This window comes from Bacillus sp. ISL-55, from assembly GCF_018613155.1.
GTDB lineage: Bacteria > Bacillota > Bacilli > Bacillales > Cytobacillaceae > Mesobacillus.
Genome location: NZ_JAGGQU010000048.1, coordinates 1 through 25,045, shown reverse-complemented (window position 1 = coordinate 25,045; position 25,045 = coordinate 1). Strand labels below are relative to the sequence as shown.

27 protein-coding genes are annotated in these 25,045 nt (G+C 44.1%); 9 read left to right on the top strand and 18 right to left on the bottom strand.

What is annotated here, in order from left to right:
- Positions 1-25 precede the first annotated feature (25 nt).
- The 3 genes from J7E32_RS20410 to J7E32_RS20400 form a co-directional block, all read right to left on the bottom strand.
- Complete coding sequence (locus J7E32_RS20410) at positions 26-991, bottom strand: ABC transporter ATP-binding protein (protein WP_214911211.1); 966 nt, start codon at positions 989-991, stop codon at positions 26-28.
- Positions 966-1,979 (bottom strand): ABC transporter ATP-binding protein, encoded by a 1,014-nt coding sequence (locus tag J7E32_RS20405; protein WP_214911209.1) that lies wholly within the window; start codon positions 1,977-1,979, stop codon positions 966-968. The genes J7E32_RS20410 and J7E32_RS20405 overlap by 26 nt, the downstream gene beginning before the upstream one ends.
- Before the next feature lie 323 nt (positions 1,980-2,302).
- Entirely contained in the window at positions 2,303-4,051 is a 1,749-nt protein-coding gene (locus J7E32_RS20400) for an ABC transporter ATP-binding protein (RefSeq protein ID WP_214911206.1), read from the bottom strand.
- Between the two features lie 96 nt (positions 4,052-4,147).
- Between J7E32_RS20400 and J7E32_RS20395 the strand changes: the two genes are divergently transcribed.
- On the top strand, positions 4,148-4,363 hold the full coding sequence (locus J7E32_RS20395; protein ID WP_214911205.1) for a hypothetical protein: 216 nt from the start codon (positions 4,148-4,150) through the stop codon (positions 4,361-4,363).
- Positions 4,364-4,439: 76 nt separating this feature from the next.
- On the opposite strand, the gene ntdP is transcribed toward J7E32_RS20395, so the two are convergent.
- The 4 genes from ntdP to fabL form a co-directional block, all read right to left on the bottom strand.
- A complete protein-coding gene (ntdP, locus tag J7E32_RS20390) occupies positions 4,440-4,970 on the bottom strand; it encodes a nucleoside tri-diphosphate phosphatase (RefSeq protein WP_041967592.1) in 531 nt (176 codons plus the stop codon).
- Between the two features lie 237 nt (positions 4,971-5,207).
- Positions 5,208-5,462: a YgaB family protein gene (locus J7E32_RS20385; protein WP_041967591.1), complete on the bottom strand. Its 255-nt coding sequence runs from the start codon at positions 5,460-5,462 to the stop codon at positions 5,208-5,210.
- A gap of 205 nt (positions 5,463-5,667) precedes the next feature.
- Positions 5,668-5,862: a gamma-type small acid-soluble spore protein gene (locus J7E32_RS20380; RefSeq protein ID WP_214911203.1), complete on the bottom strand. Its 195-nt coding sequence runs from the start codon at positions 5,860-5,862 to the stop codon at positions 5,668-5,670.
- A gap of 88 nt (positions 5,863-5,950) precedes the next feature.
- Positions 5,951-6,700 (bottom strand): enoyl-[acyl-carrier-protein] reductase FabL, encoded by a 750-nt coding sequence (fabL, locus tag J7E32_RS20375; protein ID WP_214911201.1) that lies wholly within the window; start codon positions 6,698-6,700, stop codon positions 5,951-5,953.
- A 322-nt stretch (positions 6,701-7,022) separates the two neighbouring features.
- On the opposite strand from fabL, the gene J7E32_RS20370 reads away from it, so the two are divergent.
- Entirely contained in the window at positions 7,023-7,247 is a 225-nt protein-coding gene (locus J7E32_RS20370; protein WP_214911199.1) for a hypothetical protein, read from the top strand.
- 24 nt (positions 7,248-7,271) lie between these two features.
- On the opposite strand, the gene mutY is transcribed toward J7E32_RS20370, so the two are convergent.
- Complete coding sequence (mutY, locus tag J7E32_RS20365) at positions 7,272-8,345, bottom strand: A/G-specific adenine glycosylase (protein ID WP_214911242.1); 1,074 nt, start codon at positions 8,343-8,345, stop codon at positions 7,272-7,274.
- Positions 8,346-8,426: 81 nt separating this feature from the next.
- On the bottom strand, positions 8,427-8,723 hold the full coding sequence (locus tag J7E32_RS20360) for a hypothetical protein (protein ID WP_214911197.1): 297 nt from the start codon (positions 8,721-8,723) through the stop codon (positions 8,427-8,429).
- A 147-nt stretch (positions 8,724-8,870) separates the two neighbouring features.
- Between J7E32_RS20360 and J7E32_RS20355 the strand changes: the two genes are divergently transcribed.
- A complete protein-coding gene (locus J7E32_RS20355) occupies positions 8,871-9,857 on the top strand; it encodes a metal-dependent hydrolase (RefSeq protein WP_214911195.1) in 987 nt (328 codons plus the stop codon).
- Between the two features lie 230 nt (positions 9,858-10,087).
- On the opposite strand, the gene J7E32_RS20350 is transcribed toward J7E32_RS20355, so the two are convergent.
- Entirely contained in the window at positions 10,088-10,342 is a 255-nt protein-coding gene (locus J7E32_RS20350; protein ID WP_214911193.1) for a YfhJ family protein, read from the bottom strand.
- 117 nt (positions 10,343-10,459) lie between these two features.
- On the opposite strand from J7E32_RS20350, the gene J7E32_RS20345 reads away from it, so the two are divergent.
- Positions 10,460-10,642 carry a small, acid-soluble spore protein K gene (locus J7E32_RS20345; RefSeq protein WP_023625563.1) on the top strand — a complete coding sequence of 61 codons (183 nt, stop codon included), beginning with the start codon at positions 10,460-10,462 and terminating at the stop codon, positions 10,640-10,642.
- Between the two features lie 42 nt (positions 10,643-10,684).
- Here J7E32_RS20345 and J7E32_RS20340 read toward each other — a convergent pair whose 3' ends face one another.
- Positions 10,685-11,020, bottom strand: coding sequence for a YfhH family protein (locus J7E32_RS20340; protein ID WP_214911191.1), 336 nt, complete (start codon positions 11,018-11,020; stop codon positions 10,685-10,687).
- 136 nt (positions 11,021-11,156) lie between these two features.
- Here J7E32_RS20340 and J7E32_RS20335 point away from each other — a divergent pair, with 136 nt between their 5' ends.
- Positions 11,157-11,834 (top strand): SDR family NAD(P)-dependent oxidoreductase, encoded by a 678-nt coding sequence (locus J7E32_RS20335; protein ID WP_214911189.1) that lies wholly within the window; start codon positions 11,157-11,159, stop codon positions 11,832-11,834.
- 17 nt (positions 11,835-11,851) lie between these two features.
- Here J7E32_RS20335 and recX read toward each other — a convergent pair whose 3' ends face one another.
- Positions 11,852-12,664 carry a recombination regulator RecX gene (recX, locus tag J7E32_RS20330; RefSeq protein ID WP_214911187.1) on the bottom strand — a complete coding sequence of 271 codons (813 nt, stop codon included), beginning with the start codon at positions 12,662-12,664 and terminating at the stop codon, positions 11,852-11,854.
- Between the two features lie 101 nt (positions 12,665-12,765).
- Between recX and J7E32_RS20325 the strand changes: the two genes are divergently transcribed.
- The 4 genes from J7E32_RS20325 (at position 12,766) to J7E32_RS20310 (ending at position 14,873) form a co-directional block, all read left to right on the top strand.
- Complete coding sequence (locus J7E32_RS20325) at positions 12,766-13,665, top strand: TIGR01777 family oxidoreductase (RefSeq protein WP_214911185.1); 900 nt, start codon at positions 12,766-12,768, stop codon at positions 13,663-13,665.
- Between the two features lie 67 nt (positions 13,666-13,732).
- Positions 13,733-13,852: a YfhE family protein gene (locus tag J7E32_RS20320; RefSeq protein WP_214911183.1), complete on the top strand. Its 120-nt coding sequence runs from the start codon at positions 13,733-13,735 to the stop codon at positions 13,850-13,852.
- 88 nt (positions 13,853-13,940) lie between these two features.
- Positions 13,941-14,126 (top strand): YfhD family protein, encoded by a 186-nt coding sequence (locus tag J7E32_RS20315; RefSeq protein ID WP_041967972.1) that lies wholly within the window; start codon positions 13,941-13,943, stop codon positions 14,124-14,126.
- A gap of 495 nt (positions 14,127-14,621) precedes the next feature.
- A complete protein-coding gene (locus J7E32_RS20310) occupies positions 14,622-14,873 on the top strand; it encodes an alpha/beta-type small acid-soluble spore protein (protein ID WP_214911181.1) in 252 nt (83 codons plus the stop codon).
- A gap of 344 nt (positions 14,874-15,217) precedes the next feature.
- Here the strand turns inward: J7E32_RS20310 and J7E32_RS20305 are convergent, their stop codons facing one another.
- The 6 genes from J7E32_RS20305 to J7E32_RS20280 all read right to left on the bottom strand — a co-directional run bounded on the left by J7E32_RS20305 (position 15,218) and on the right by J7E32_RS20280 (position 24,809).
- Positions 15,218-16,513 carry an ATP-binding protein gene (locus J7E32_RS20305; RefSeq protein WP_214911179.1) on the bottom strand — a complete coding sequence of 432 codons (1,296 nt, stop codon included), beginning with the start codon at positions 16,511-16,513 and terminating at the stop codon, positions 15,218-15,220.
- 243 nt (positions 16,514-16,756) lie between these two features.
- Entirely contained in the window at positions 16,757-18,550 is a 1,794-nt protein-coding gene (locus tag J7E32_RS20300) for an ABC transporter ATP-binding protein (RefSeq protein WP_353654083.1), read from the bottom strand.
- Positions 18,544-20,268 (bottom strand): ABC transporter ATP-binding protein, encoded by a 1,725-nt coding sequence (locus J7E32_RS20295; RefSeq protein WP_214911177.1) that lies wholly within the window; start codon positions 20,266-20,268, stop codon positions 18,544-18,546. The genes J7E32_RS20300 and J7E32_RS20295 overlap by 7 nt, the downstream gene beginning before the upstream one ends.
- 200 nt (positions 20,269-20,468) lie before the next feature.
- Positions 20,469-22,088: a long-chain fatty acid--CoA ligase gene (locus J7E32_RS20290; RefSeq protein ID WP_214911175.1), complete on the bottom strand. Its 1,620-nt coding sequence runs from the start codon at positions 22,086-22,088 to the stop codon at positions 20,469-20,471.
- 48 nt (positions 22,089-22,136) lie between these two features.
- Entirely contained in the window at positions 22,137-23,219 is a 1,083-nt protein-coding gene (locus tag J7E32_RS20285; protein ID WP_214911173.1) for a CaiB/BaiF CoA transferase family protein, read from the bottom strand.
- Between the two features lie 18 nt (positions 23,220-23,237).
- Entirely contained in the window at positions 23,238-24,809 is a 1,572-nt protein-coding gene (locus J7E32_RS20280) for a fatty acid--CoA ligase (protein WP_214911170.1), read from the bottom strand.
- Positions 24,810-25,045: the final 236 nt, after the last annotated feature.

Sequence of the window (25,045 nt, the reverse complement as noted above, 5' to 3'; positions counted from 1 at the left end):
ATCTGGAATATAATTCTGTTCCAGATTAATAAAGATGGCAGGCAGCAAAATGACCAGGCTCAATTTCTTTCAATACAGGTCTATCAGTCTTGCAGATTTCCATACATTCCTTGCATCTTGTATGGAATGCACATCCCTGCGGAGGATTCTCCGGGCTCGGGATATCCCCTGTCAGAAGTTCCTGATCCCTTTTTACATCAGGATCCGGAATCGGCACCGCTGAAAGCAAAGCCCTTGTATAAGGATGGAGCGGTTTCTCATACAGCTTATCGGCTTCGGTAATCTCTACGAGTCTTCCTAAATACATGACCCCAACCCTGTCACTGATATGCCTTACAACACCAAGGTCGTGGGCTATGAATATATAAGTCAACTGGAATTCCTTTTGCAGGTCCTCCAGAAGATTCAATACTTGTGATTGAATGGAAACATCAAGTGCAGATACAGGTTCATCCGCTATGATCAGCTTTGGCCTTGTCATTAACGCCCGGGCGATCCCTATCCGTTGGCGCTGTCCGCCGCTGAACTGATGTGGATACCTTTTGGCGTGGTAGCTGCTGAGGCCGACTACCTCAAGCATTTCCTTGACCATCTGCTTGCGTTCCTTCTTAGTCCCGATTCCATGTACAATCAGGGGTTCCTCTAAAATTTTCTCGACTGTATGCCGGGGATTCAGTGATGCAAACGGATCCTGGAAGACCATTTGCATATCCTTTCGTGCCTTGCGCATATCGTTGTCCGAGAGAGTAACAAGATCCCTTCCTTCAAAAACGACTTGCCCTTCTGTCGGATCGATCAGCCGCATCAGCATTCTTCCTGTAGTTGATTTGCCGCACCCTGACTCGCCAACAAGTCCAAGTGTTTCACCTTTGTTCACCCAAAAGCTGATATCATCAACCGCTTTGACACTTCCAGTCTGCTTGCCGAGTATTCCGCCGGTAATCGGAAAATATTTTTTTAATCCATCAACTTTTAACAGTACTTCTGTCATTGGCTGCTCCCTCCTTCTCATGCAGCAGGCAGCGTACGGTATGACCTGGCCTGCCAGTTTCATAGAGTTCAGGATCTTCGCTCAGGCATCTGTCCATGACAAATTCGCATCTAGCGGCGAACCTGCAGCCAACCTTAATGGAACCTGGCTTGGGGACGTTACCGGGGATAGAGTATAAGCGCTCCTGTTTATCTCTGATATCAGGAATTGATTTAAGTAATCCAAGAGTGTAAGGGTGCTTCGGATTCTTGAAGATATCCTCTACAAGCCCTTCCTCGACGATTTTCCCGGCATACATAACAACGACACGCTGGCAAACCTCTGCGACAACTCCAAGGTCATGGGTAATCATGATAATCGCCGTATCAAGCTTTACGTTCAGATCTTTCATCAACGCCAGAATTTGCGCCTGGATGGTCACATCAAGCGCCGTTGTCGGTTCATCAGCAATCAGCACCCGAGGGTGACAGCTCAAAGCCATCGCAATCATGACCCTCTGCCTCATTCCACCAGAAAGCTGATGAGGATATTCCTTGATGATTTGTTCTGCTCTTGGCAATCCGACAAGCTTCAGCATCTCCACGGCCTGCTGATAAGCAGCCTTCTTGCCCAGCTTCTTATGTATTTTCAAAGCTTCCACGAGCTGTTCACCAATTGTGAATAATGGGTTCAACGAAGTCATCGGTTCCTGGAAAATCATCGCGATATCATTTCCGCGGATCTCCCGCATTCTTCTTTCCGAAGCGTGTACCAAGTCTTCGCCATTAAGAAGAATCTCTCCACCGGCAATTTTTCCCGGAGGCTGGGGAATCAGCTTCATGATTGATAATGAAGTAACGCTTTTTCCGCTTCCCGATTCTCCTACGATCCCAAGGATTTCTCCTTTGCTAACTGAAAAGCTGACATCATCTACTGCAGGAACCTCACCATCTTTTGTGATAAATGATGTCTTTAAATTTTTCACATCCAAAACCGGAGCATGTACCACTTTTCTACTCCTTTCTATTACCGAAATATTATTGTTGAATAAAAATTACTTATGTCTGTGTAAAACATTTTATATTAAATGCACTGAGATAGTCCACTGATTTTTCTTAATTATTTAAATATAATAATAATTTAGAATAGTTTTGGGTATTTGGTACTATTTGTATGTCAAAAGCTGATAAATTATGACACTTTAGAAATATGAAGATTTTCTTGTTTTAAAGTTTTAAGAAAAAAAAATCCCAGGACATTTTCCGGGATTTTGTATGCAGTAATAGACAAAATAAAAACCGAAGCAGAATGCCTCGGTTTCTTGTGGATTATTTAATTTTCAAGCTGTTGGACCTGGAATAGTCTATGATAGCCGCCCTGCTTTGCCATCAATTCATCATGGCTGCCGTCTTCGACGATTTCGCCGTGCTCGATCAGGACAATCCTGTCGGCATGTGTAATCGTGGATAAACGGTGGGCTACAACGAATGTTGTCCTGTCTTTTGCCAGCTTTTCTATCGCTTCCTGAATAAGATGCTCGCTCTCAAGATCCAGCGCAGATGTTGCTTCGTCAAGAATTAGAATAGGGGGATTCTTCAGGAACACGCGCGCGATAGCAACACGCTGTTTTTGGCCCCCGGAAAGCTTGACTCCCCTTTCCCCGACTTTTGTATCATAGCCTTCTGGCAGATTCATAATAAAATCATGAGCATTTGCTGCTTTGGCCGCTTGGATGACTTCCTCATCACTGGCTCCCGGCCTGCCTAACAGGATATTCGATTTGACCGATTCACTGAACAAAATATTATCCTGCGCAACCATGCCGATTTTATCGCGCAGGGAACGGACCTTGAAAGAACGGATGTCCTTTCCGTCGAGGAGAATCTCACCCTCGGTAACATCGAAGAATCTTGGAATCAGGCTGACAAACGAGGATTTCCCGCCGCCGCTCATGCCGACCAGGGCAACTGTTTGTCCCTTCTGGACCTCTATATTCAATTTCTTGAGGACCATCTCTCCCTCTTCCTCATAAGAAAAGCTTACATTTCTAAAAGAGATATCCCCGTTCACTTTTTTCAGTTCAATGGCATCAGGAGAATCCTTGATATCGTATTTTTCATCCATGAACTCGAAAACGCGGTCCATTGATGCAATCGCCTGAGTCAATGTAGTAGATGAATTCACCAGTCTGCGCAGAGGGTTATAAAGCCGATCAATATATGCGATGAAAGCGGCCATTTCCCCGATGGTCAGACTGCCTTGAAGCACTTGATAACCGGAAAAGCCAATGACAAGCAGCGGTGCTATATCAGTAATCGTATTGACTACAGCAAATGCTTTTGCGTTCCATCTTGTGTGGTCAAGCGCTTTTGTTAAAAAGTTTTTATTCTGACGGTCAAACTGTGTCTGTTCATAATCCTCAATCGCAAAGCTTTTGATGACCGAGATACCAGCCACTCTTTCATGCAAATAGCTTTGGACGCCCGCAAGTGCCTGTGACCGTTCCCGCGTAAGCTTCCGGAGATTACCGAAAAAGAATTTTACCGAAAAAGCGTAAAAAGGGAACAGGATTAATGAAACAAATGTTAGCTGGACATCCATCGAGAACATGATAGCAGCCGCTATCATAATTGTAGCAACATCAAGCCAAAGATTCATCAGTCCAGTCACAACGAAGGTCTTCGTTTGCTCGACATCATTGATCATTCTTGAGATGACCTCTCCAGCTCTTGTATTAGAATAATATTTATAGCTGAGCCTCTGCATATGGGTAAACAGCCTGTCTCTTATGTCATAAAGAATCTTGCTCGCTGTCCACTGTGCAAAATATTGACGATAGTATTCGATTGGCGGCCTGAGCACGACAAAAACAACGATCATGATGCCCATTACCCAAAGCAATTTATCTATTTTTTCATCCTTGGTCAGTGTTTCACTGCCGATGACATCATCAAGGACAAATTTGATTAAAAGTGGAATCAACAGTGGAATCGCAAATTTAAGGATACCGATGATGATTGTTCCAATGATTTGCAGCCTGTATGGTTTAACAAATTTTAAATATCTGCGGATGCTGCCCAATTTATAGTTCCCCCTTATGGAGCCTTACCTTGATGTTGACATAACAAAAAGCGCAAGCGCCTTGGTCAGCCCCGAAAAGCGCTGGAGGGCCGCCCAATGAAGTCGCTCTTTGACTTCATTGGGCGGACCGAAATCGAAAAGTATAGCCGACTGTCCAGAAACGCAGAAACTGGAGACTCCGACAAAGAAGCGCTTTTTGCTTCTGCCGGCGGAGTTGAAGTTTCGGAGTTTCTAGGAGGCGACACTAGACAAGCGACTCGAGGGGCTAGGCGCTGGAGCTGGATTAAGAAATTTACATATGATTTTCCATAACGAATCATACTTCCTAGACACGAAACAAAAACCTGTTGAATCAATCAACAGGCTGAAGCTTGTCTACCCTGTATGGTTAACGACGGTATGTTAAATACCGTTCATAATAAATGTCGATGAAATCCGGCGCAAATGGACCCTTCCTCTGCCTGATCCAGCGTTTGAGCTTTTCAACATTATACTTCAAAATCTTATCGATCACATCAGGGTATTGCATTTCTTTTCGATGGCGTTCATATTCATCTTCATCGAGCAGATTAAACGTCATATCAGGAAACACTTTAATATCGAGATCATAGTCAATGTATTTCAGCGCTTCTCCATCAAAAATAAATGGAGAACTAATATTGCAGTAGTAATACACGCCATCTTCCCGAATCATGCCTATAACGTTGAACCATAGCTGCGAGTGGAAGTAACAGATTGCAGGCTCTCTCGTAATCCAAGTTCTGCCGTCTGACTCAGTCACGACTGTCCGATCATTCCCGCCAATCACAAGATTTTGCGTTCCTTTTAAGACGGTGGTTTCTTCCCAGACTCGATGGATGTGCCCATTATGCTTATAACTATGGATTTGGATCGGTTCACCTTCTGTGGGTACGCCCATGTTCTTCTCCCCTACTTTCCTTTCCCGGAAACTTTGCAACCTATTAATGTATATTTATCTAAATTCTTCAAAACGACAAAAGGCAACAAAGAACGATTCCTATTTTTTATTATTATAACGGTTAACGAGAGAATTTAAAACAAAAGAGCCACCGATTTCCTCGATCGCCCAATAAATTTGCCTAAATTTTTATAAAAGTCCACTTTTTTATATTTCATTCATTTACAAGAACCACTTTTATCGATAACTGACGGCAAGCTGTTGATACGTATGGATGACTTCCTCCGTCTGCTTTTCGAACATCTGGTGGATTTCCTTCAAATCCAGCTTTTTTCGGTCAATCTCCATACGCAGATCTTCCAATTCAGCACTTTGCTTAAGAGCATCCAGCTGCTTTTCAATCTCCTGGCATCTTTCCAATTCAGACTGCAGATATAGAAGCTTTTCCATCGTTTGCATTTGTGTTGAAACCAGTTCGTTAAATTTATCCATACTTTTCCACCGCCTGTAAAATTAATCTTTTAAATGTATTCTTGGGTGGGGGTGAAAATCCTTTGACTAGTTATGTAGAGGAATCGGAACCTTTGTCGAAAGGTGTTGTCGTTCCTTTTCGCGGCGCTTTCTTCTTCCCGGCATTCTCCCCGGTGCAACGGAAAAAGGCACTCTACGAATTAGAGTGCCTTTCATTAAGGTGATATTAGCGCTGTTGGCCAGAGTTTTGGCCTTTGCGAGCTTCAGCTTGCTGGTTTTGCTGACGTACTTCTTGAGCGTTTGTTTCGCTCGCGAATTCAGTGCCGTATTGGCCTTGTCCGCCTTTAGCTGATTGAGCGTTTTGTTGTCTCACCTGCTGAATGTTTGTTCCAGCTTGAGATTGGTTAGGTTGTTTTGCCATTGTTTATCACCTCCACGAATAATAGATTAACCATCCGCAGGAGGAGCTATCCGATTTTTTTATACCAAATTCATCCAATAAGTGAATTTTATACTAGCAACGAGATTCCGCCATCGATGATAATCGTCTGGCCGCGGATCATGCTGGATTCATCCTTCAGCAAGAACATGATGGCATTGATCATATCGTCGATTTCGACCATTCTTCCAGCAGGGGTTTTCTCTCTGGCTTCGGCAAGGAGTTCCTCTCTGTTTGGAAAGTGAGTAAGTGCTTCGGTATCGACTGCCCCGCCTGATACGGCGTTGACAACGATATTTTTACGCGCAAGCTCTACAGCCAGATAGCGTGTCAATGCTTCCAGGGCCGCCTTGGAAACCCCTACGGTTGTATAATTCTCCAAGTATCGAATGGAGCCTAGTGAACTGATGCTGACAATTTTACCGCCGCCATTCCTCTCCATCAGTTTCGCCGCTTCCTGGGCACAGAACAATAACGCTTTACTATTGATGTTCATCGTCCAATCCCAATGTGACTCCTCAAGTTCCATCGCCGGTCGCAGCACACCTGAAGCTGCGTTGTTAACGAAGATATCGAGCCTTCCGAATTCCGCGTCGATTTGTTCGAACATTGCTTTAATTTTGCTGACATCTCCGACATTGGCCTTGACGACAAGGACTTTCCTGCCAAGAGCTTCGATTTCCTCTGCTGTTTCATGGGCTGCCTTTTTGCTGCGGGCATAATTGACGACAATGTCATACCCTTCTTTTGCGAGCCTGATGGCTGCCGCTTTCCCGATCCCCCGGCTGCTGCCGGTAATAAGTGCAACTTTTTGTGTCATGTAAAAATCCCTTTCTATAAGTTCTTGCTTAGAAAAGCGCAAACGCCTTGGTCAGCCCCGACAAAGAAGCGCTTTTTGCTTCTGCCGGCGGAGTTGAAGTTTCGGAGTTTCTAGGAGGCGAAACTAGACAAGCGACTCGAGGGGCTAGGCGGTGGAGCTAGACAATAAGCCGAACCTTAATTTTGTTTCATTTTAGCCTGTTCAGGTATATATGACAATAAGGATATGCTACTTGTTCCTGTTTTTGGATTCTGTGATAAAAAACTCCCGTACGGAAAACACTATTCTTTAGATTGATACTCTTGCGAAAGGATGATTCCTGATGTATGTAGGCCGAGACATGACTGAATTATCGATGATGTCCAAAGCTGATTGGAAGGATAGCGAGCTCGCTTTTTTCCATCATTCTCTCCAGCAAATGGTCCCTTACCTGAATGCCGAAGGACAGACAATCCATAGGGAAATCGTTGAAGAAATCGAAAGCCGGGGCGGTTTGAACCGCGGTGAAGCTGATTACACTCATGGAACAAAGATCAGTTACGATTAAATAAGAAGGCTGCTAACCCAGTGGTTAGTCAGCCTTTTTATAGTCGAGATACTTCTTTAGCATTTTTTGGTATGGTACTGGAAAGGCAAACTCTGAAATTTCCTTTTCAGTAACCAATTTCAGCTGCGGCGTCTCGGGGATTTCTCCTGTAAATTGTCCGCTGAACACCTGTATGTTCCATACTAAATGCGAAAATACATGGTCAATTTTGCCTATGGAATCACCTATCTTTGGTGTTATGTCATAGTTCTCTTCAAAATGCTCAGCCAGCTGATCTCTTTGTCTCTGGAAATCAAGGCTCAGTTCAACAGTCGGGAACTCCCACAAGTTCGCAAGCAAGCCGGTTCCAGGTCTTTTCCGGATTAGGATTCTTCCACCCTCATCTTTAAAAATCCCGGCAGCAAGCTGTACATTTTTCTGCTTTTTCTTCTTGGTTTTTACCGGCAATTCATTTTGCACTCCTTGATGAAATGCCTCGCAGTGTTCCCTGACCGGGCAAAGCAGGCAGGAAGGAGAGGTCGGGGTGCAAATTAGGGCTCCAAGCTCCATTAATGCCTGATTGAAGTACGAAGGATTTTCGTGGGAGATCAACTCCCTGACCCCTGCTTCAAAGATTTTACGGGTTGCCGGCCTGGCAATATCCTCCCGAATCAACAATATACGCGATAATACCCTCATGACATTTCCATCTACTGCTGGCTCAGGTTTTCCATAGGCAATACTGAGGATTGCTCCGGCAGTGTACGGACCAACGCCTTTTAATGCAGAGATTTCTGCTGGTGAATCTGGAACTCTCCCACCATATCTTTCATTAACTTCTTTAACAGCGGATTGCAAATTACGAACTCGGGAATAATAACCGAGTCCTTCCCATGCTTTGAGGACTTTTTCTTCATCAGCGTCAGCTAGCGCTTCTATCGTTGGAAAATTTTCCAAAAATCGATTAAAATAAGGGATGACAGTATCTACTCTAGTTTGTTGGAGCATGATTTCTGAAACCCACACTTTGTAAGGATCCTGGTCCTTTCTCCATGGCAGTTCTCGCTGCTCACTTACAAACCATCCTATCAAGTCATCCTGAAAGGATTTTATATCCATTTTATCTATACATTTCTTGATGTCAGTTGCCACTTTCGTTCCTCCAGGTGTTAAACTTTCCGGAAATTTGGGAATATAATATTAACGCTTCTGCTTGATCGCCATGAAGCCCATCCGTTCCAATCCGCCCGGGACAAAGTCCTCGAGGATGCCGAACACCGAATGGTTCCGGGATAGCCGCATTTTTTTCAATGCATGGTAATGGGCTTCAGTCGGGACATAGAATGATTCAATAAATATATTCTGCTCATCCGACTGGCTGCACGAAAACATGTCAGCTTCAAAATCAGGGAGCATAGTTGAGATTTTATTGATTGTTTCACGGTATTGGCTGAGCAGATTTTGCTTTACTTCATACTGGACGATCATCTGAATCAATTTAGTCAGCTCCTTTATGTGTTTCGTAAAGGGACTGATTGATACAGCCCTTTAAAAGTAAACTATTATTTGTATTGTGACAAGGACTTTTACCTGCCAACCGTTGGTTATGAAAAACAGGAATCTTTTAAAAAGGAGGATGTTCCCATGGATACTGGAACCCATGTTGTGATGGGATTCGCTCTTGGCGGGTTAGCCACTCTTGATCCTGCTGTAAGCGGAAGCACCGCCACTGCATCAAGTGTTTTAATTGCTACACTTGTCGGCTCGCAAATCCCAGATATCGATACTGTTTTAAAGTTGAGGAATAATGCTGTCTATATACGGAACCACCGCGGCATTACCCATTCGATTCCAGCAGTCCTGCTGTGGCCGCTGCTTATTTCTGGGACAATCCACTTTTTCTACCCAGAAGCAAACTTGCTGCACTTATGGATTTGGACATTTATTGCCGTTTTCCTTCATGTTTTTGTCGACATTTTCAATGCCTATGGGACACAGGCATTGCGGCCTTTTTCGTCGAAATGGGTCGCCCTGGGGGTAATCAATACATTTGACCCGATTATTTTTGCGCTTCATGTCGTCGGTTTGTTCCTTTGGGCATTTGGATATCACCCTGGATATACTTTTATAACGATCTATGCAATCCTGGTGCTCTACTATATTTATCGCTTTGTCATGAAGCATCGTATCAAACGCGCAGTTGAAAATATTGTTCCGGATGCTACAGAAATCATCATCGCCCCAACAATGAAATTCAACCATTGGCGAGTGGCTGTGATGAATAAGCACCAGTTCTTTGTCGGACGCGGCCACAAGCATCATGTTAGGATACTCGATCAATTCAATCGTGTACCTGTCCCGGAAACTGCGGTCTTGGAAGCAGCAAAAAAAGACAAGAACTTGTCAGCGTTCCTGTCTTTCTCACCAGTCTACCGCTGGGAATGCGATGAATATGATGACTATTACGAAGTCCGGTTCATTGACCTGCGCTACCGCAGCAACGGTCATTATCCATTCGTTGCTGTCGTAAATCTCAGCAAGGAACTGGAAATCCTCAGCTCGTATACTGGATGGATTTACAGTGAAGAAAAACTGAGAAAGAAATTGGAGTTCCTTCCAGGAGAAGGATAATTGATCATCGGGTGATTTATCACCCGATTTTTTTTGTGTTTGATTACTACTTGGAAGAATCCGAATTTAGGGGTCTTTTTCGAGGAGAACGGGACCCTTATGATGGTGCACCGCCATACATAAGGGTATCTATCGAAGAGAACGGACCCTTATGTGAGTGCAAGGCCCTACATAAATGTAAAAGCTACTATATCCTCAAAAAAAATCCCCGTGAAAACGGGGATTCTCTTTTACTCAGCATTCAATAAATGCTTATACTTCGGATTCCTGGCAACAAATTCATGAAGCTGTCCGCCGTAATTTTCAATCCATTGGCGCACTACCTTTTCGGTCATTTCGCTGCCCATATATTCATGTCCGGCTTTTGCATAGGTTGACTCGAAGTCTCCCCATAAAAGCTCTACCCATGTCAATGCCTGTTCATAAGTGATGCCATTGTTCTTTTCCTGAAGCAGGTTTGCCAGCTTCTCATGAGTTTCTTGCAATCGTGATCACCCTTTGCCAATTTTTAATGTAGTTATGAATGATTGTATTTATCAAATACTATAAATGCGTGCAGCTTTTTTGGCATACACGTAATTTTACCCGTCACGGAGGGCACTATGCGAAATAAAGTAACCAACTTCCCAAACCAGAACAACAATAAGCTTGAGGGCGAACCCCGGGCAAAAGCAGAATATGCTTCAAGAAGAGCAGATGGTACCATCAATACCCATCCGCAGGAGCGGATGTACGCATCATCTCACCGTGAAGATGACACTTCAGCTGTCATAAAAGACCATTAAGAAGCTTTTACCTGAAAGAGTCCTTGGGGCAAAACCAGATATTTAAATCTGGTTTTGCTCCAATTTCAATAAAAGGGAAATTGGCAGAGCCTCTTCTCTTCCGTCACCATTTAGACGCGCGCCCCAGGCAAATACTCCATTCATATAATCAATTTTGAAATAGGTTCCTGGGTCCCCATCGATCCCATAAGTTTCACCCGGCTTGAAATCATCCGGGTTCAGCATGTATGATTTGGCCATGGCGATTTTTCGTTCATATACGGCAAGCTCACTGACCATCCCCATTTGTTCTGCTTTCCTAGCCTTGTCACGGAGACTGGCAATTTCCTGATTTAATTCATATTCAGATAACTCGCTGTATCTTTTTTCTCTGCCCATTTATATTCACTCCTGGATCATTTTGGTTTTAGTTTTTTTCCATTGCTTGTTTTAGCCATCTCGAAGCAAGCTACTATTATCACTCAAGCATTTAAGTTATAACTAAATTATAGCATGTTATTTTAAGGAGGCTATCATGAAAGCAATCATTGTGACTGGTGCCGGTACCGGCCTTGGGAAGGAGCTAGCGCTTCTTTTGGCCAAGCAAGGTTACCATTTGATCCTAACAGGAAGAACTGAAGATACGCTAAAAAAAATACAAAACCAGATTCAACAAACAGGTGGAAGTGCAACAGACCTTGTGCTTGACCTCCGAAATCTGGAGGATATCAAGGAAAAAGCTTTATTGATCAGCAAAAAATATGAGATTTACGGACTCGTCAACAATGCAGGTCTCGGTTATTTCGGTCCATTCTCAGAAATCTCTGATAAAGAAATTGAAGAGATGTTCCAGACTAACGTCTTCGGTACCATCCAGATGACGAAAGCCATCCTCCCTTACCTAGAGTTGAATAATGATGGTTTGGTCGTTAACATCGTTTCTACCGCCGGCCTGCGCGGGAAGAAGAATGAAGCGGTCTACTGCTCCAGCAAATTCGCAGTAAGAGGATTCACAGAAAGTTTGCAGAAAGAATATGAAGGATCAGGAATCCGCTTTGTTGCTGCTTATATGGGAGGAATGAATACTCCTTTCTGGGAAGAAAGCGATCATGTTGCTGACCCATCAAGACTTCGTTCTCCTGCTGAAGTGGCGAAAATCATCATCGAAAATCTTGATAAAGACGAAATTGTTATAGAATCCAAAAAATCATGACCATTGTCATGATTTTTTTATTCCTCATTTTCTTTTTCAGAAATGAATTCATCAATCATTTCCATTGGAAACCCTTTACGGTACAACGCCATTTTCAGCTTTTGCCTATATTCCCGTTCTGCCAGTTTATTGTATTTGTTGTGTAGCTTCTCCCCCTGGAGCCTTAATGCATCCATCTCATCGTCTTCTTCTTTCTCCACTTGTGTTTCATCCAGGGCAGCCCGGATGATCGCGAAGGAATACCCTTTGCGCTGAAGCATCTGCTCTATCTTCTGTTTAAGGATTCTTGAAGAATCCTTCTTATTCTTTTGTGCATATTTATCGCTAAGCTTAATCGCTTTTTCCAACTGTTCATCGAACGAAACCTCTTCTACTGCCTTAGAGACCAAATCGGGAGATATCCCTTTATTCTTTAATTCCATTTTAATAACCTCGGCTCCCTTGTCCGTCGTATTGAGCTGGGTTCGGACAAATGCATTGGCAAACTCCTCGTCATTCAGGAATTTGTATTCATATAATTTATGGATTGCTTCTTTTATGACTGGATCAGCGATTTCTTTTTTCACCAGATAGTCACGCACTTCGGCTTCAGACCTCATGCGGTGAGCTAAATAATTGATTGCCGTATTATAGGCTTTGCGGATGTCATCCTGGAAAAGCATCTCTGTTACGGAAAAGTCATCGAGCTCCATCCCTTTTTTCAAGTTGTGCTTAATCAACACATCTTCATCAACGCTGAAGGCATACTCTTCCCCTCTGCCGCTGTCGGTAAAAATGCTGTATCGTTCCTTATTATGTTTTTGTGCAGAAATCTTTGTAATCACTGGCATGTGATTTTCACCTCTAATGAAACTTTAACACATTCAAAGGAGGTTTATCATATTAAAAGAAGTACTATAGTAACAAGAGTATTTTTATGAGGAGGATCTTGATGAAAATTGCGATTACCGGAGGCACCGGACTTGTCGGTCAAGCGTTAAGCAGTCATTTGATACAGGCGGGTCACCAAGTGTATATATTAACTCGGAATTCAAGTGAATCACACAGCAGCAACCCAAAATATGTTCAATGGCTCAACCCTGGAGACAAGCCTGAAAAAGAGCTTGAGGGCATTGATGCTATCGTCAATCTTGCTGGCGCGACAATCAATAGCAAATGGACGGATGAGTATAAAAAGAAAATAATTGATAGCCGGCTACAGGCAACTGCTGAGGTAAAGAGGATAATTGAAGAACTGCACACAAAGCCTTCTGTTTTAGTCAATGCAAGTGCGGTTGGCTTTTATGGCACATCATTAAGCAAGGAGTTTACCGAACAATCAAATAAGGGGACTGACTTCCTTGCCGACACTGTACATCACTGGGAAGCCTCAGCCTCCGAGGTTCAAGACAAGGGAGTTCGACCTGTACTTTCTCGTTTTGGTGTCATCCTTGATAAAACTGCCGGTGCTTTGCCTCGAATGGTCCTCCCTTATAATTTTTTTGCTGGAGGAAAGATTGGCTCGGGCAAGCAATGGCTATCATGGATCCATATAGAGGATGTTGTACGCGGGATTATTTTCGTCATCGAGAATACTAATGTGAATGGTCCTGTTAATTTCACAGCTCCCTCCCCTGTTACGATGGAGCAGTTCGGAGAAACTTTATCAAAAGTTCTTAATCGCCCTCATTGGATGCCAGTGCCTTCATTTGCGCTAAAAATACTGCTGGGCGAAATGAGCATTCTTGTACTGGAAGGGCAGCGTGCAATGCCAGAAAAACTGATTCATGCAGGTTTTACATTTAAGTATCCTGAACTGGAAAATGCACTCAAAGAAATTTTCGGTAAGTAATGCTGTTAAATCCCTTTCAACAAGGAAATACTGGTAAAGTAAATCATTTTGAAAGGATGGATAACCAATGGATAAAAAGAAACGGGATAAGACCAAAAGCAATTTATCAAGCATGCAGGAAGTTACATACAGCCATGAATTCAAGAAGGCAGACAGAGCAGCAGGCTATACAAATGGAAAGAGATAATAAGCATTAAGCACCCCTTTATTGCGAAATATAAAAGTACGGAAATGCTTCTTATTCCGTACTTTTATCCTGAAAGGGGTTTTTTCGAATGGGTCGTTCTCATGGACATAAAACACGTGACCGAAATAAAGCTTCGCTTCCTCAGGTTCCTAAGAATATGAAGTCTGATGGAATCGACGTGGAATTCAACCGGGAGCTTGCTGATCAGGCTGATCTTGAAGCGCTTGCTCGATCAAGGGCTGCGGATGGACGTGCAAAAAAACACCGAAAATAACCATAATATAAGAGAAAGCAGAATCCATCCAGGATTCTGCTTTCTCTTTTAAGGGGAAGGGGAATAGGAATCAACAGTTAGCTTCGGGAATTATATTGTGAATTTTTTCACTAACTTTTGATATCTTTACTATACTCTCTCTATTCAAGTTAGACAATGACTTTCACCATTTGTTCAAAATAATTATTTCCACCAGTTATCAACATCCATGTGGATAGTGTGAACAACTCTGCAAATCACTTACTATTATTGGGTTTTTAATCACCCAATTTTTTTTAGTGTTTTCTGTGGATAATGTGTATAAGTCTGTGGAGTACTCGAAAAATAGTGTTTTTTCCTGTTGATAAGTATGGTGATAAATATTCGCTATTAATTTTACCCTCCATCTGCAGTCCGCAAACCATTATTCACTATGATACGTTTAAATAATTGCGATGAATAAAACAAATACTATTTCTAATTCGAAGAGATTTTCTATAAACGGAGGGATTCCTGATGACAAGAAGGAATAAAATACTTGTACCAGAAGCAAGGAAAGCACTGGACGATTTAAAAGCACAGGTCGCCGGTACGATAAAAGCAGAGGATGCAAAATTCGAAACAGCAAGAGAAGTTGGCGTTCCCCTAAACAAGGGCTATAATGGCAATCTCTCTACAAGGGAAGCAGGAAAAGTTGGAGGCAGACTCGGCGGAAATATGGTTCGCGAGCTCGTTAAAATGGCTCAGGAAAATCTGCGTAAACAGTAAGGATTTCAACTTTTTGTAAAAACGATTGACAGCTGCTGGAAAATATCATATAATGATAAAGCTTCGCCAAAAAGAAGTAACTTGAATCACAACTATAATTATGTAAACAATTAATGGCGTTCTGCTTTTTATTTTTAGGTATCAACTTATTCACACTGGATCGGCTTCGGAGCCGTAAGGATACAAGAGAGGTAGGGCTTGTGTCGTTTAGGTTTAAAAATGGTCAAGTGGAAATTGTACCGCGGCAAAGTTTATAATGGATGATTTTTTATACATCTTGTGGAGTAGCAAGTTACTTAAAAGCGAACCGGATTCCGGTTCGCTTTTTCTAATGCGCTAACATTTTAGATTGCATTATTCATTTGAGTTTGTTCAGTATAATCAGATGGCTCCTGCTTGTATGCCGGCAGGATTAGAGTCACTTCTGTCCCAACTTCTATTTCGCTCTTGTACGAAATCGAACCGCCCATAGCCTCAATGATTTTGATTGAAACCGATGTTCCAAGTCCCGTACCTTTATTTTTGGTTGTGTAAAATAATGTACCAATTCTGGAGATTTGCGCACTATCCATTCCCTTTCCCGTATCTGAAATCACAATATATGATTCATTCCCGGCCGAGACCTGACTGATGTTGACTTCCCCGCCCTCATCCGTAGCCTCGACCCCGTTCTTTATAATATTCACAAGAGCTTGTTTCAGCTGGTTCCTGTCTGTTTTTACATAGATTCCCCACTCCAACTGGACATTCACCTGGACGCCTTCTTTTGCAGCAAACGCCTCTAAAAGCAATGTGACTTCAGTAATGATTTCTGCCAGCTCGGCATCTTCCAATTTTTCAAATTGAGGCTTGGCAAAATTCAGATAATCATTAATGATGGATTCTGCCCTGCCGAGTTCAGTCAGGACGAGACTCAAATAGTAATAATTATCCCCTTTTTCTTGCTTATGCATCATCTGCAAGAATCCTTTTACCACTGTTAAAGGGTTCCGGATTTCGTGAGCAATGGATGCAGCTAGTTCACCCAGTGTATTCAGTTTTTCAGCGCGCAGGATCTCTTTTCTCATTAAATCCTTCTCGATCAAGGACTCATTCAGAATCGCTGCGACCCATACGGCAAAAACCTGGATTGCCCCAAAAATCGCTACATTCATCATAATTTGATTTGTGTCTTCAGCTGTTGCGTCATTAATGAAAATATTTGCCACGAGAATCAGCAGCATTGAAAGTGAAGGCCATAACCCTACAAGGACTGCTGTCCTAATTCTCTTTTTTGCATCGAAGGTCCAAAATTTCTTGATAAACAAGAATGGAATTAGCGCTGCCAGAAAACCACTCGCATATCCGAGCAAAAGATCCCCGCCCATAAATGTCCTTGTTGCCAGGTAGGAGACCAGGACCATAACACCCGCTATCGGGCCTCCATATAAAAAGGCAAGCACCATTGGTACGTAGCGAAGATCCCAGTACAAACCGCCTTCCTCAAATGAAAACATGAGAGACAGAAACACAGCAATGCTTTGGAGCCCCCCGCATAAGTAAGGAGATTTCCCGATGCTTTTATTATCAAAAAGAACACTGTGTATAAAGATTGGCAGCAAGATAATAAGGACGTTTAAAAGAAGTTTCTCGGCAAGCATTTCAATTTCTCCATTCGAAGAGGGTTTGGATAAAGCCGGATTGATACTGTCACACCAGATAGCTTTATCGTATTAGGAATACGACAAACTTTTCCTGAATCCTCTATTGCCCGGGAAATTTGTCGTATTTTATAAGAATAGCGCAAGCGCCTTGGTCAGCCCTAACAAATGTTGGCCACCTAAGAAGCCACAATGTGTCCAACGAAGGGCTAAAGCAAATAAAAAAGGAAACCCGGAGGCTCCCTAATAATTCATTAACATCTTTTTTTCCAGCTGGCTCGTGTAAAGACTATGATAAAACCCTTTTTGCTCCAGCAATTCATCATGGCTGCCCTTTTCAATGATCTGACCATCTTCAATGACGATAATCTGGTCTGCGCTTTTAATCGTATTCAACCGGTGGGCGATGATGAAGCTTGTTCTTCCCTTCAGCAGGTGCTGCAGGGCTTCCTGTATTTTAAGCTCTGTTATCGTATCAATACTGCTTGTTGCTTCATCAAGAATTAAGATTGACGGATCAGCGAGGATTGCCCTTGCGATGGACAAGAGCTGCTTTTGTCCCTGGCTGATGCCGGCATCATCCTGGCTCAACACGGTATCATATCCTTCCGGCAAGCGTTGGATAAAGGAATGGGCATTCGCTGCCTTTGCAGCATGCTCTACTTCCTCGTCAGTTGCGTTCAGTCTGCCGTAACGGATGTTTTCTCTTATGCTGCCCTGGAAAAGGAATGAATCCTGAAGGACAAATCCCATTTGTGTCCGCAAGCTTTCACGGGTGATTTTTTTGCTGTCATATCCATCGATTAAAATCTTACCTTTATCCGGTTCATAAAAGCGCGAAATTAAGTTGATGATCGTGGACTTGCCGGCTCCTGTCGGTCCAACCAAAGCAACACTCTGGCCTGGTTCAGCAATGAAATTCAATTCAGATACGGTATCTCCGCCTTTTTCATATGAAAAAGATACATCCTTGAACTCAACCTTTCCATTGATATTCTGAAGGGAGCCAGCTTCTTTCTCATCGACCGCCTCTTCTTCTGTATCGATGATATCAAAAACCCTGTCAGCTCCTGCAACTGCAGAAAGTAATGTATTAAACTGGTTCGACAGGTCGTTCAGAGGTCTCGTGAATTGCCTGGAGTACTCAGTAAAAATGACGATTGTCCCAATCGATACATACCCTTTAATAGCAAAGTAACCGCCAACTGCCGCCACAATGGTGAAGCTCAGGTTATTGAGCATATTCATCAATTTTGGAATAAATCCAGTAAAGGTCTGTGCCCAATAACCGGACTCTTTCAACTTCTTATTTTTAATGCGGAATTCTTCAATAACTTTCGATTCCTGCGAGAAGGATTTAATGATCTTCTGGCCAGAAATCGTTTCTTCAATATACCCATTCATTTCGCCAAGCCGGCGCTGCTGTTCTTTGTACAGCCTCCCTGTCCGGCTCGTAATCCACTTCATCCCCATGAACATCAGCGGCACAATGATCATCGTGACAAGCGTGAGCAGCGGGCTCAGCCAGATCATGACAGCAAGGGTTCCCACCAGTGTAAGCACGCTTGAAAAAATCTGAATGACCGAAGAATTCAGCGTTGCACTGACATTCTCAATATCATTGGTTACCCTGCTCATTAATTCGCCATGCTGCCGTTTGTTGAAGAAATCAATCGAAAGCTTATGGAAGTGTGAGAAAAGCTGTTTCCTCATTGTATATACAGTTTTCTGAGCAATTCCGATCATCCAGTAGCTCTGGAACCATAATGTTAAAGAGTGCAGCCCATATACAACGCCAAGACCGACTAACAGCCAGATGAATCCATCAGTGGACTCTGTCGCAAAATACTCATCAATTCCCCAGCCAATCAGGAATGGACCCAAAAGGCCCAGAGCGGAACTAGCCACAACCATTAATAGTACAAGGATCAGCAGGCTCCGCTGGTCTGCTAGGTATGACCAGATTCTTTTAACCGTGGGCACAATTCCCCGTGGGGAATTACTCTTTTGCTCAGCCTTGCTCTGCTTTTTTAACACCCTGCCTTCACCTCCCCGAATTGTGACTCGTAAATAGCCTGATAAAGGGGAGAATGCTTCAGCAGATACTCATGGTCTCCAGATCCAATTAAGCATCCATCCTCAAGCAGCAGGATTTTATCGGCTTCCTTAGCTGTGCTGATCTTTTGGGTGATGATGACTGTTGTACATTTGTATTGGCTGATCGAATCAAGCAGCCTTGCTTCTGTTTTCAAATCAAGCGCACTTGTACTGTCATCGAGCAACAGGATTCGCGGATTTTTGATTAAAGCCCGGGCAATGGATAGTCGCTGTTTCTGTCCGCCCGACAGATTGACGCCTTTTTGCCCCAGGAGTGTATTATATCGTTCAGGAAGTTTTTCAATCGTTTCATGAATCTGGGCATCAGATGCAGCCTTAACCATTTCCTCATCGGTGGCATTCTCTTTGCCCCATGCAAGATTTTCCTTGATGGAACCAGTGAACAGCATAGCCTCCTGGGGAACGTAGCCAATCCCCTCTCTAAGGCTTTTAAGTTTAAAGTCTTTGATTCTCCGGCCGTCGATCCGGATTTCCCCACTTGTTACATCATATAACCGGGGGATAAGCTGGAACATTGATGTCTTTCCGGCACCAGTAGCCCCCAATACAGCCACTGTTTCGCCGGCGGCAATGGAGAACGATAGATTCTGAAGTATTGGGATATTGGTATTCGGAAACTGGAAGGAAACTTTGTCAAATTCAATTTCCCCTTGGGAGATCCCATACTTTTTGCTGCTATCTATTGTATCTTCCAGATCGATTTCCTCATTCAGTACATCTGTCACACGTTCAGCAGATGCTCTGGCACGGGAAAAGACCATGATAATCCATGAAAACATCGAAAAAGCAGTGGTGATTCTGGCTGCATAATTGACAATCGCAACCACTTCACCGACCGAAACACTTCCAAGCTCGACTTCGATTTTTCCAAACCAAAGGACAGCAATTACACTCAGGTTCATGAATAGCAGCAGGACAGGTATTGTTACTTCGGTAACCCTTAAAGCGAACACCGTTTTATCCTTAAGGTTATTGTTCGCACTTTCAAATCTTGTTCCTTCATAGCCACCTCTGGCAAAAGCTTTGATCAGCCTCATGCCGACAAGATTTTCCCTCATGACACCGTTCACTTTGTCGAGGCGTTTTTGTACACTTTTAAATAAGCCTGCCGCCTTGGTCATGATCCATATCAGGAAAATCAAAAGTGGCGGAATAATGATGACAAATGCAAGCGACAATTTCACATTGACGAGCATGGCCATAATGATTCCCCCGATGACCAGCAGCGGAGCGCGCAAAGCAATTCTCAGGCTCATAAAGAATGTATTTTGCAGCTGTGTCACATCATTGGTGATCCTTGTAATCAAAGAAGATGACGGAAAGCTGCTGAAGTTCGTGAATGAAAATGCCTGGACCTTGGCGAACAGCTTCTCGCGCAAATCATAGCCAAAGCTTTGGCCGGCATGGGCAGCGATAAATGAATTCGTGATTCCAGATGCAAATGCAAGGAATGAAATCCCGAGCATGATTCCGCCTAATTTGATGACAGTATCCAGATCCTTGGCGACAATTCCTTCATCAATGATCTTAGCCATCAGCAGCGGCTGCACCAGTTCAACCGCCAGTTCTACGAGCATCAAGCTCAGTGCAGCCGCAATCGGGATGCGATATGGTTTTACAAATGAAAATATACTCATGAAGATGAGACCCCCGTTGAAACAATCTTGATTATTTCGGCTTACGAATTTTATATCTACTATCATACCTCTTTTGGTGAATTTTTTGAATTGAAAGAGAATAATTTATTTTGCCCATCAAGTTTTATTTTTGACGTCATTCTTTATTTTACAACGAAAAAAGCAGCATCGCATATAACGGCGATGCTGCTTTACATTCTTTAAGAGTTTTGAACCAGATGATCCTTCAACTGATCTCTAAGTGCGCGTTTCAGGAATTTACCGACCGATGTCTTCGGGATTTCCTCCATGAATACAACATCATCCGGAAGCCACCACTTGGCGAACTGCGGGGCGATAAATTCTAGTATTTCCTGCTTATCTACCTTGCCTCTATATTGTTCCTTCAGAACGACACAAGCAATCGGACGTTCCTGCCATTGCTGGTGCGGAACGGCAACGACACTCGCCTCGAAAACAGCCTCGTGAGCCATAAGGGCATTCTCGAGATCGACCGATGAAATCCATTCGCCGCCGCTCTTGATTAAATCTTTCGTACGGTCGACTAGCTTGATGACTCCTTCTTCATCAATCGTGGCTACATCGCCTGTGTAAAGCCAGCCATCACGGAATGCATCTGCCGAACGCTCATCCTTGTAATATTCGTCGGCAATCCAGGGTCCTCGCAGCAATAATTCTCCCATTTCCTCGCCATCCCACTTCACTTCTCCGTTCCCGCCGATGACCTTCATTTCCAGGCCTGGTACGAGGAGTCCTTGCTTGGATCGGATGTCTAAAATTTCATCTTCGTCCAATCCGACCTGGTAGCTTTTCAGACGTGAGACCGTTGCCAGCGGAGTGGTCTCTGTCATGCCGTATGCATGCAGGAATGGAATTTTGTATTTTGTTTCGAATGCTTTAATCATGCCGCGCGGCGCAGCAGAACCACCACAGACAATTGATCTCAATGAAGATGTATCATAACTGCCATTTTCAAGTTCATTCAGCAAGCCAAGCCAAATTGTCGGCACTCCTGCAGTGAAGGTGACTTTTTCCTGCTCAATAAAATCCGCAAGCAGCTTTGGAGTGAACAGCGGTCCAGGCAGTACCTGGGTCGAGCCAAACCATGTCGCAGCGAATGGCAGACCCCAGGCATTGGCATGGAACATCGGGACCACAGGCAATACGACATCGGTTTCTGACAACGCAGCAGTGTCGGCCAATCCAAACGCGAAACTGTGGAGGACGATGCCTCTGTGTGAATAAACAACGCCCTTAGGATTGCCAGTAGTTGCAGAAGTGTAGCACATCCCCGCTGGATCATTTTCATCGATATCTTTCACGAATTCAAATTCCGGACTAGCCTCGCGAAGAAGTTCCTCATAAGAATAGACTGGCTCCAATGTTGTTTCCGGCAGTTCGTCTTTGTCGGTCATGATGATGTATGCCTCTACCGTTTTAAATTGATCCTTGCTGCGCTCAATCAGCGGCACCAAGTCTTCATCGACAAGCAACACCTTATCTTCTGCATGATTGATAATGTAAGAGACATGTTCAGGTGACAGGCGGATGTTGATTGTATGGAGAACTGCCCCCATGCCTGGAGCGGCGAAATAGACTTCAAGATGACGATGGTGATTCCAGGCAAATGTACCAACCCGGTCTCCCTTTTCCACACCAAGCTTTTCAAGTGCGCTGGCAAGCCTGCGGGTCCGTTCGCCAATCTCCTTGTAAGTGAATCGGTGAATACCTGAAAGTGTCCGAGACACCACCTGCTTTTTCGGGAAAAACTTTTCTGCTCTCTCCAATAGCGATCCAACTGTCAATGGAACATTCATCATACCGACATTTCCCCTTCCACTCTTTAAAATATAAATACTGTGAACCTACTAATTACTGCTTTTTAAACTAAGCCACTCTTGCAAAACCTCTTCTGTTTGTCCCCCTTTTTTTGGAGGAGTTGCTTGGTGCTGTGACGGCAAATCTGCATGCATTTTAATTTGACCTTCTGGCATGACAAATTTCTTTTCACTCCAATATGGATATTGAGCAAGCTCTCCCGCTTCAAGTACTGGTGTAAGGCAGCAGTCTACGGTCCTGCCAAACTCCGCCCAGTCTGAGAGCGACTTGCTTTTAAACAAATCAACAAGCTCAAGATAAACAGGATTGGTGTTTTCAGGTCTGGAATAATGTGCGGACAGCCACTCCTCCCGGCCGACAGCCTGACAAAAATTGTTCCAGAACTTCGGTTCCAGCGCCCCGAGGCTGACATAGCGGGCATCCTTTGTTGCATACAGCCCATACCCGATGACGGTACCGTTCAGTACAGAGACACCATTAGGATAGCCTGTTTCTTTTTCAATCAGAACATGGTTTGCCATCAATGATGCCATACTGTCAGCAAGGGAAATGCAGTGATAGCTGCCTTCACCTGTTTTCCCCCGGGCTACAAGTGCGGCCAGGATTCGCTCACTAGCCGCCATGCCCCCGATATAGTCTGAAAACGTATGGGTTGGATGAACCGGTTTCCCTGAGCTGTCCTTCATCTGAGCCAAAGCGCCACTCAAGCTCATATAATTCAGGTCATGGCTTCCCAGATTGCTCATCTCACCATTCATGCCGTATCCCGTCACCGAGCAATAAACGATTCCAGGATTGACCTTTTTTACCGCCTCATAACTCAGACCGAGTTTTTCCATGACTCCTGGCCTGAAACTCTCAACAACCACATCTGCCCTGGCCAGCAAGTCAAGTGCCAGCATCTTTCCTTCTGTCTGCTTCAGATTAATCACAATACTCTTCTTGCCTCGGTTATGGGCGTTGAATACATAACCTTCGCCTGTGTTCCTTGCCGGATCTCCCTCGGGCGCTTCGACTTTGACAACCTCGGCCCCGAGTTCAGCCAGCCTCAGCGTCGCAAAAGGACCCGGGATATAATTTGTGAAGTCTGCTACTTTAATGCCGTCTAACATGATAAAAAACCCTTTCCATTACGTCGGCTGCCCATTTGAAAACAATTCTTCCATTTGCTTACGCAGCATAAATTTTTGGATCTTGCCACTCGCATTCCTAGGGAGTGCCTCCACAAAGAGGTATTTACGCGGACGTTTGTAATTTGCCAGGCTGTCGCTGTTTTTGCACCATTCATCCAATTCCTCTTCTGTTACCTGCGGATCTTTTTTCACGACAAAAGCCGTTACACTTTCGCCCCAGCGATCATCAGGCTGACCGACAATCGCGACATCAAGGACCCCTTCATGGGCATGGAGAACATCTTCAACCTCACGAGGATAGATGTTTTCACCGCCGCTGATGATCATGTCATCCACCCTGTCTTTCACCCATAGATAACCCTCTTCATCCAGATAGCCAATATCGCCTGAATGGTACCAGCCTTTATACATCGCTTTTTCAGAAGCCTCTTCACGGTTGAAGTAGCCAGTCATCATGCATGGGCCCTGGACGATGATTTCTCCGCTTTCGCCTGGTGGCAAGATATCGTCGGGATCGGATGGGCCATCCTCGTTGGGACGGACAATCCTGATTTCATGGTTAAGACATGCCTGGCCTGCAGCTCCAGCTTTTGTCAGCTGGTCATCCTCAGACAGGAAGGTGATAGCAGGGCCCATTTCCGTCATTCCATACGCCTGGACGAGCTTGATTCCCAGCTTGTCATGGCAGGCGCGGACAAGTGAAGGCGCCATTGGGGCAGCTCCGTACAGACCCAGCTTCAGGCTTTCGATATTATAGTCTGATAGATTTTCCTGCAAAAGCATATTCCACATCGTTGGCGCTGCAAAGAACTTCGTGATTTTTTCCGAATCAATCAGCTCAAGTACCTTCTTTGGCGCGAATTGATGGAGGATGACATTGCTGCCGCCCACATGGATTCTAGGCAGGAACGCACAATGGAGCTCGGCACAGTGGAACATTGGCGCAGTCACGAGGCCAACATCATTCGCACCCAGTTTGGTTGAACCGACAACGATCAGGCTTTGCTCGACCATATTGCGGTGCTTATGCATAACACCTTTTGGCCTGCCGGTTGTCCCGCTTGTATACATAATCGCGTAAAGGTCGTTTTCGTCTACCTCGATTTCAACAGGCCGGATTTCTGCTGCTTCCACTTTTTCATGGTAGCTCTGGGCATATTCCGGTGTATCAGCATCGATGTACCAGAAAGCGATATGCGGGAATCGCTTTTCAATGCCAGCAATGACAGACTCCACCGCCTTTTCAAAAAGAACGACCTTCGGCGCGGCATCGCTCAGGATAAAAGCAACCTCCTCGCCCATCAGCCGGAAATTGATTGGATTGAAAACCGCTCCGATTTTCGCACAGGCGAAAAACGCAGTACCCAACTCCTCAGTATTGAAAGTGAACGTAGAAACTCTGTCTCCCTTCTTCACTCCTTCAGCAAGGAGCGCGTTGGCAAGCCTGTTCACTTCATCATTCCATTCACTATAAGTAAAGCGGACATTTTTGCGCACATCATAGAGGGCTTCCTTGTTCGGGAATTTCATTACCGTCAGGTCAAAAATCTTGCCGATCGTCGTGCTCATTTGCATTCCTCCTATTAAATGTCGAGTTTATGCTTTACTGAGGTGTTGTGTATAGCAGACATACTTGTTTCTTCCGCTTGTGAATCTGCGGGTCCCAAGGGTGCTTATTGGTGACCTGTTTTTCTCTTTTCTGCTGTTTTTGGGCACCAATAGACCTTATTGGTGGCCTGTTTTTCTTTTTTCTGCTGTTTTTGGACACCAATAGCTCTTATTGGTGGATGTAGACTAGAAAGCGG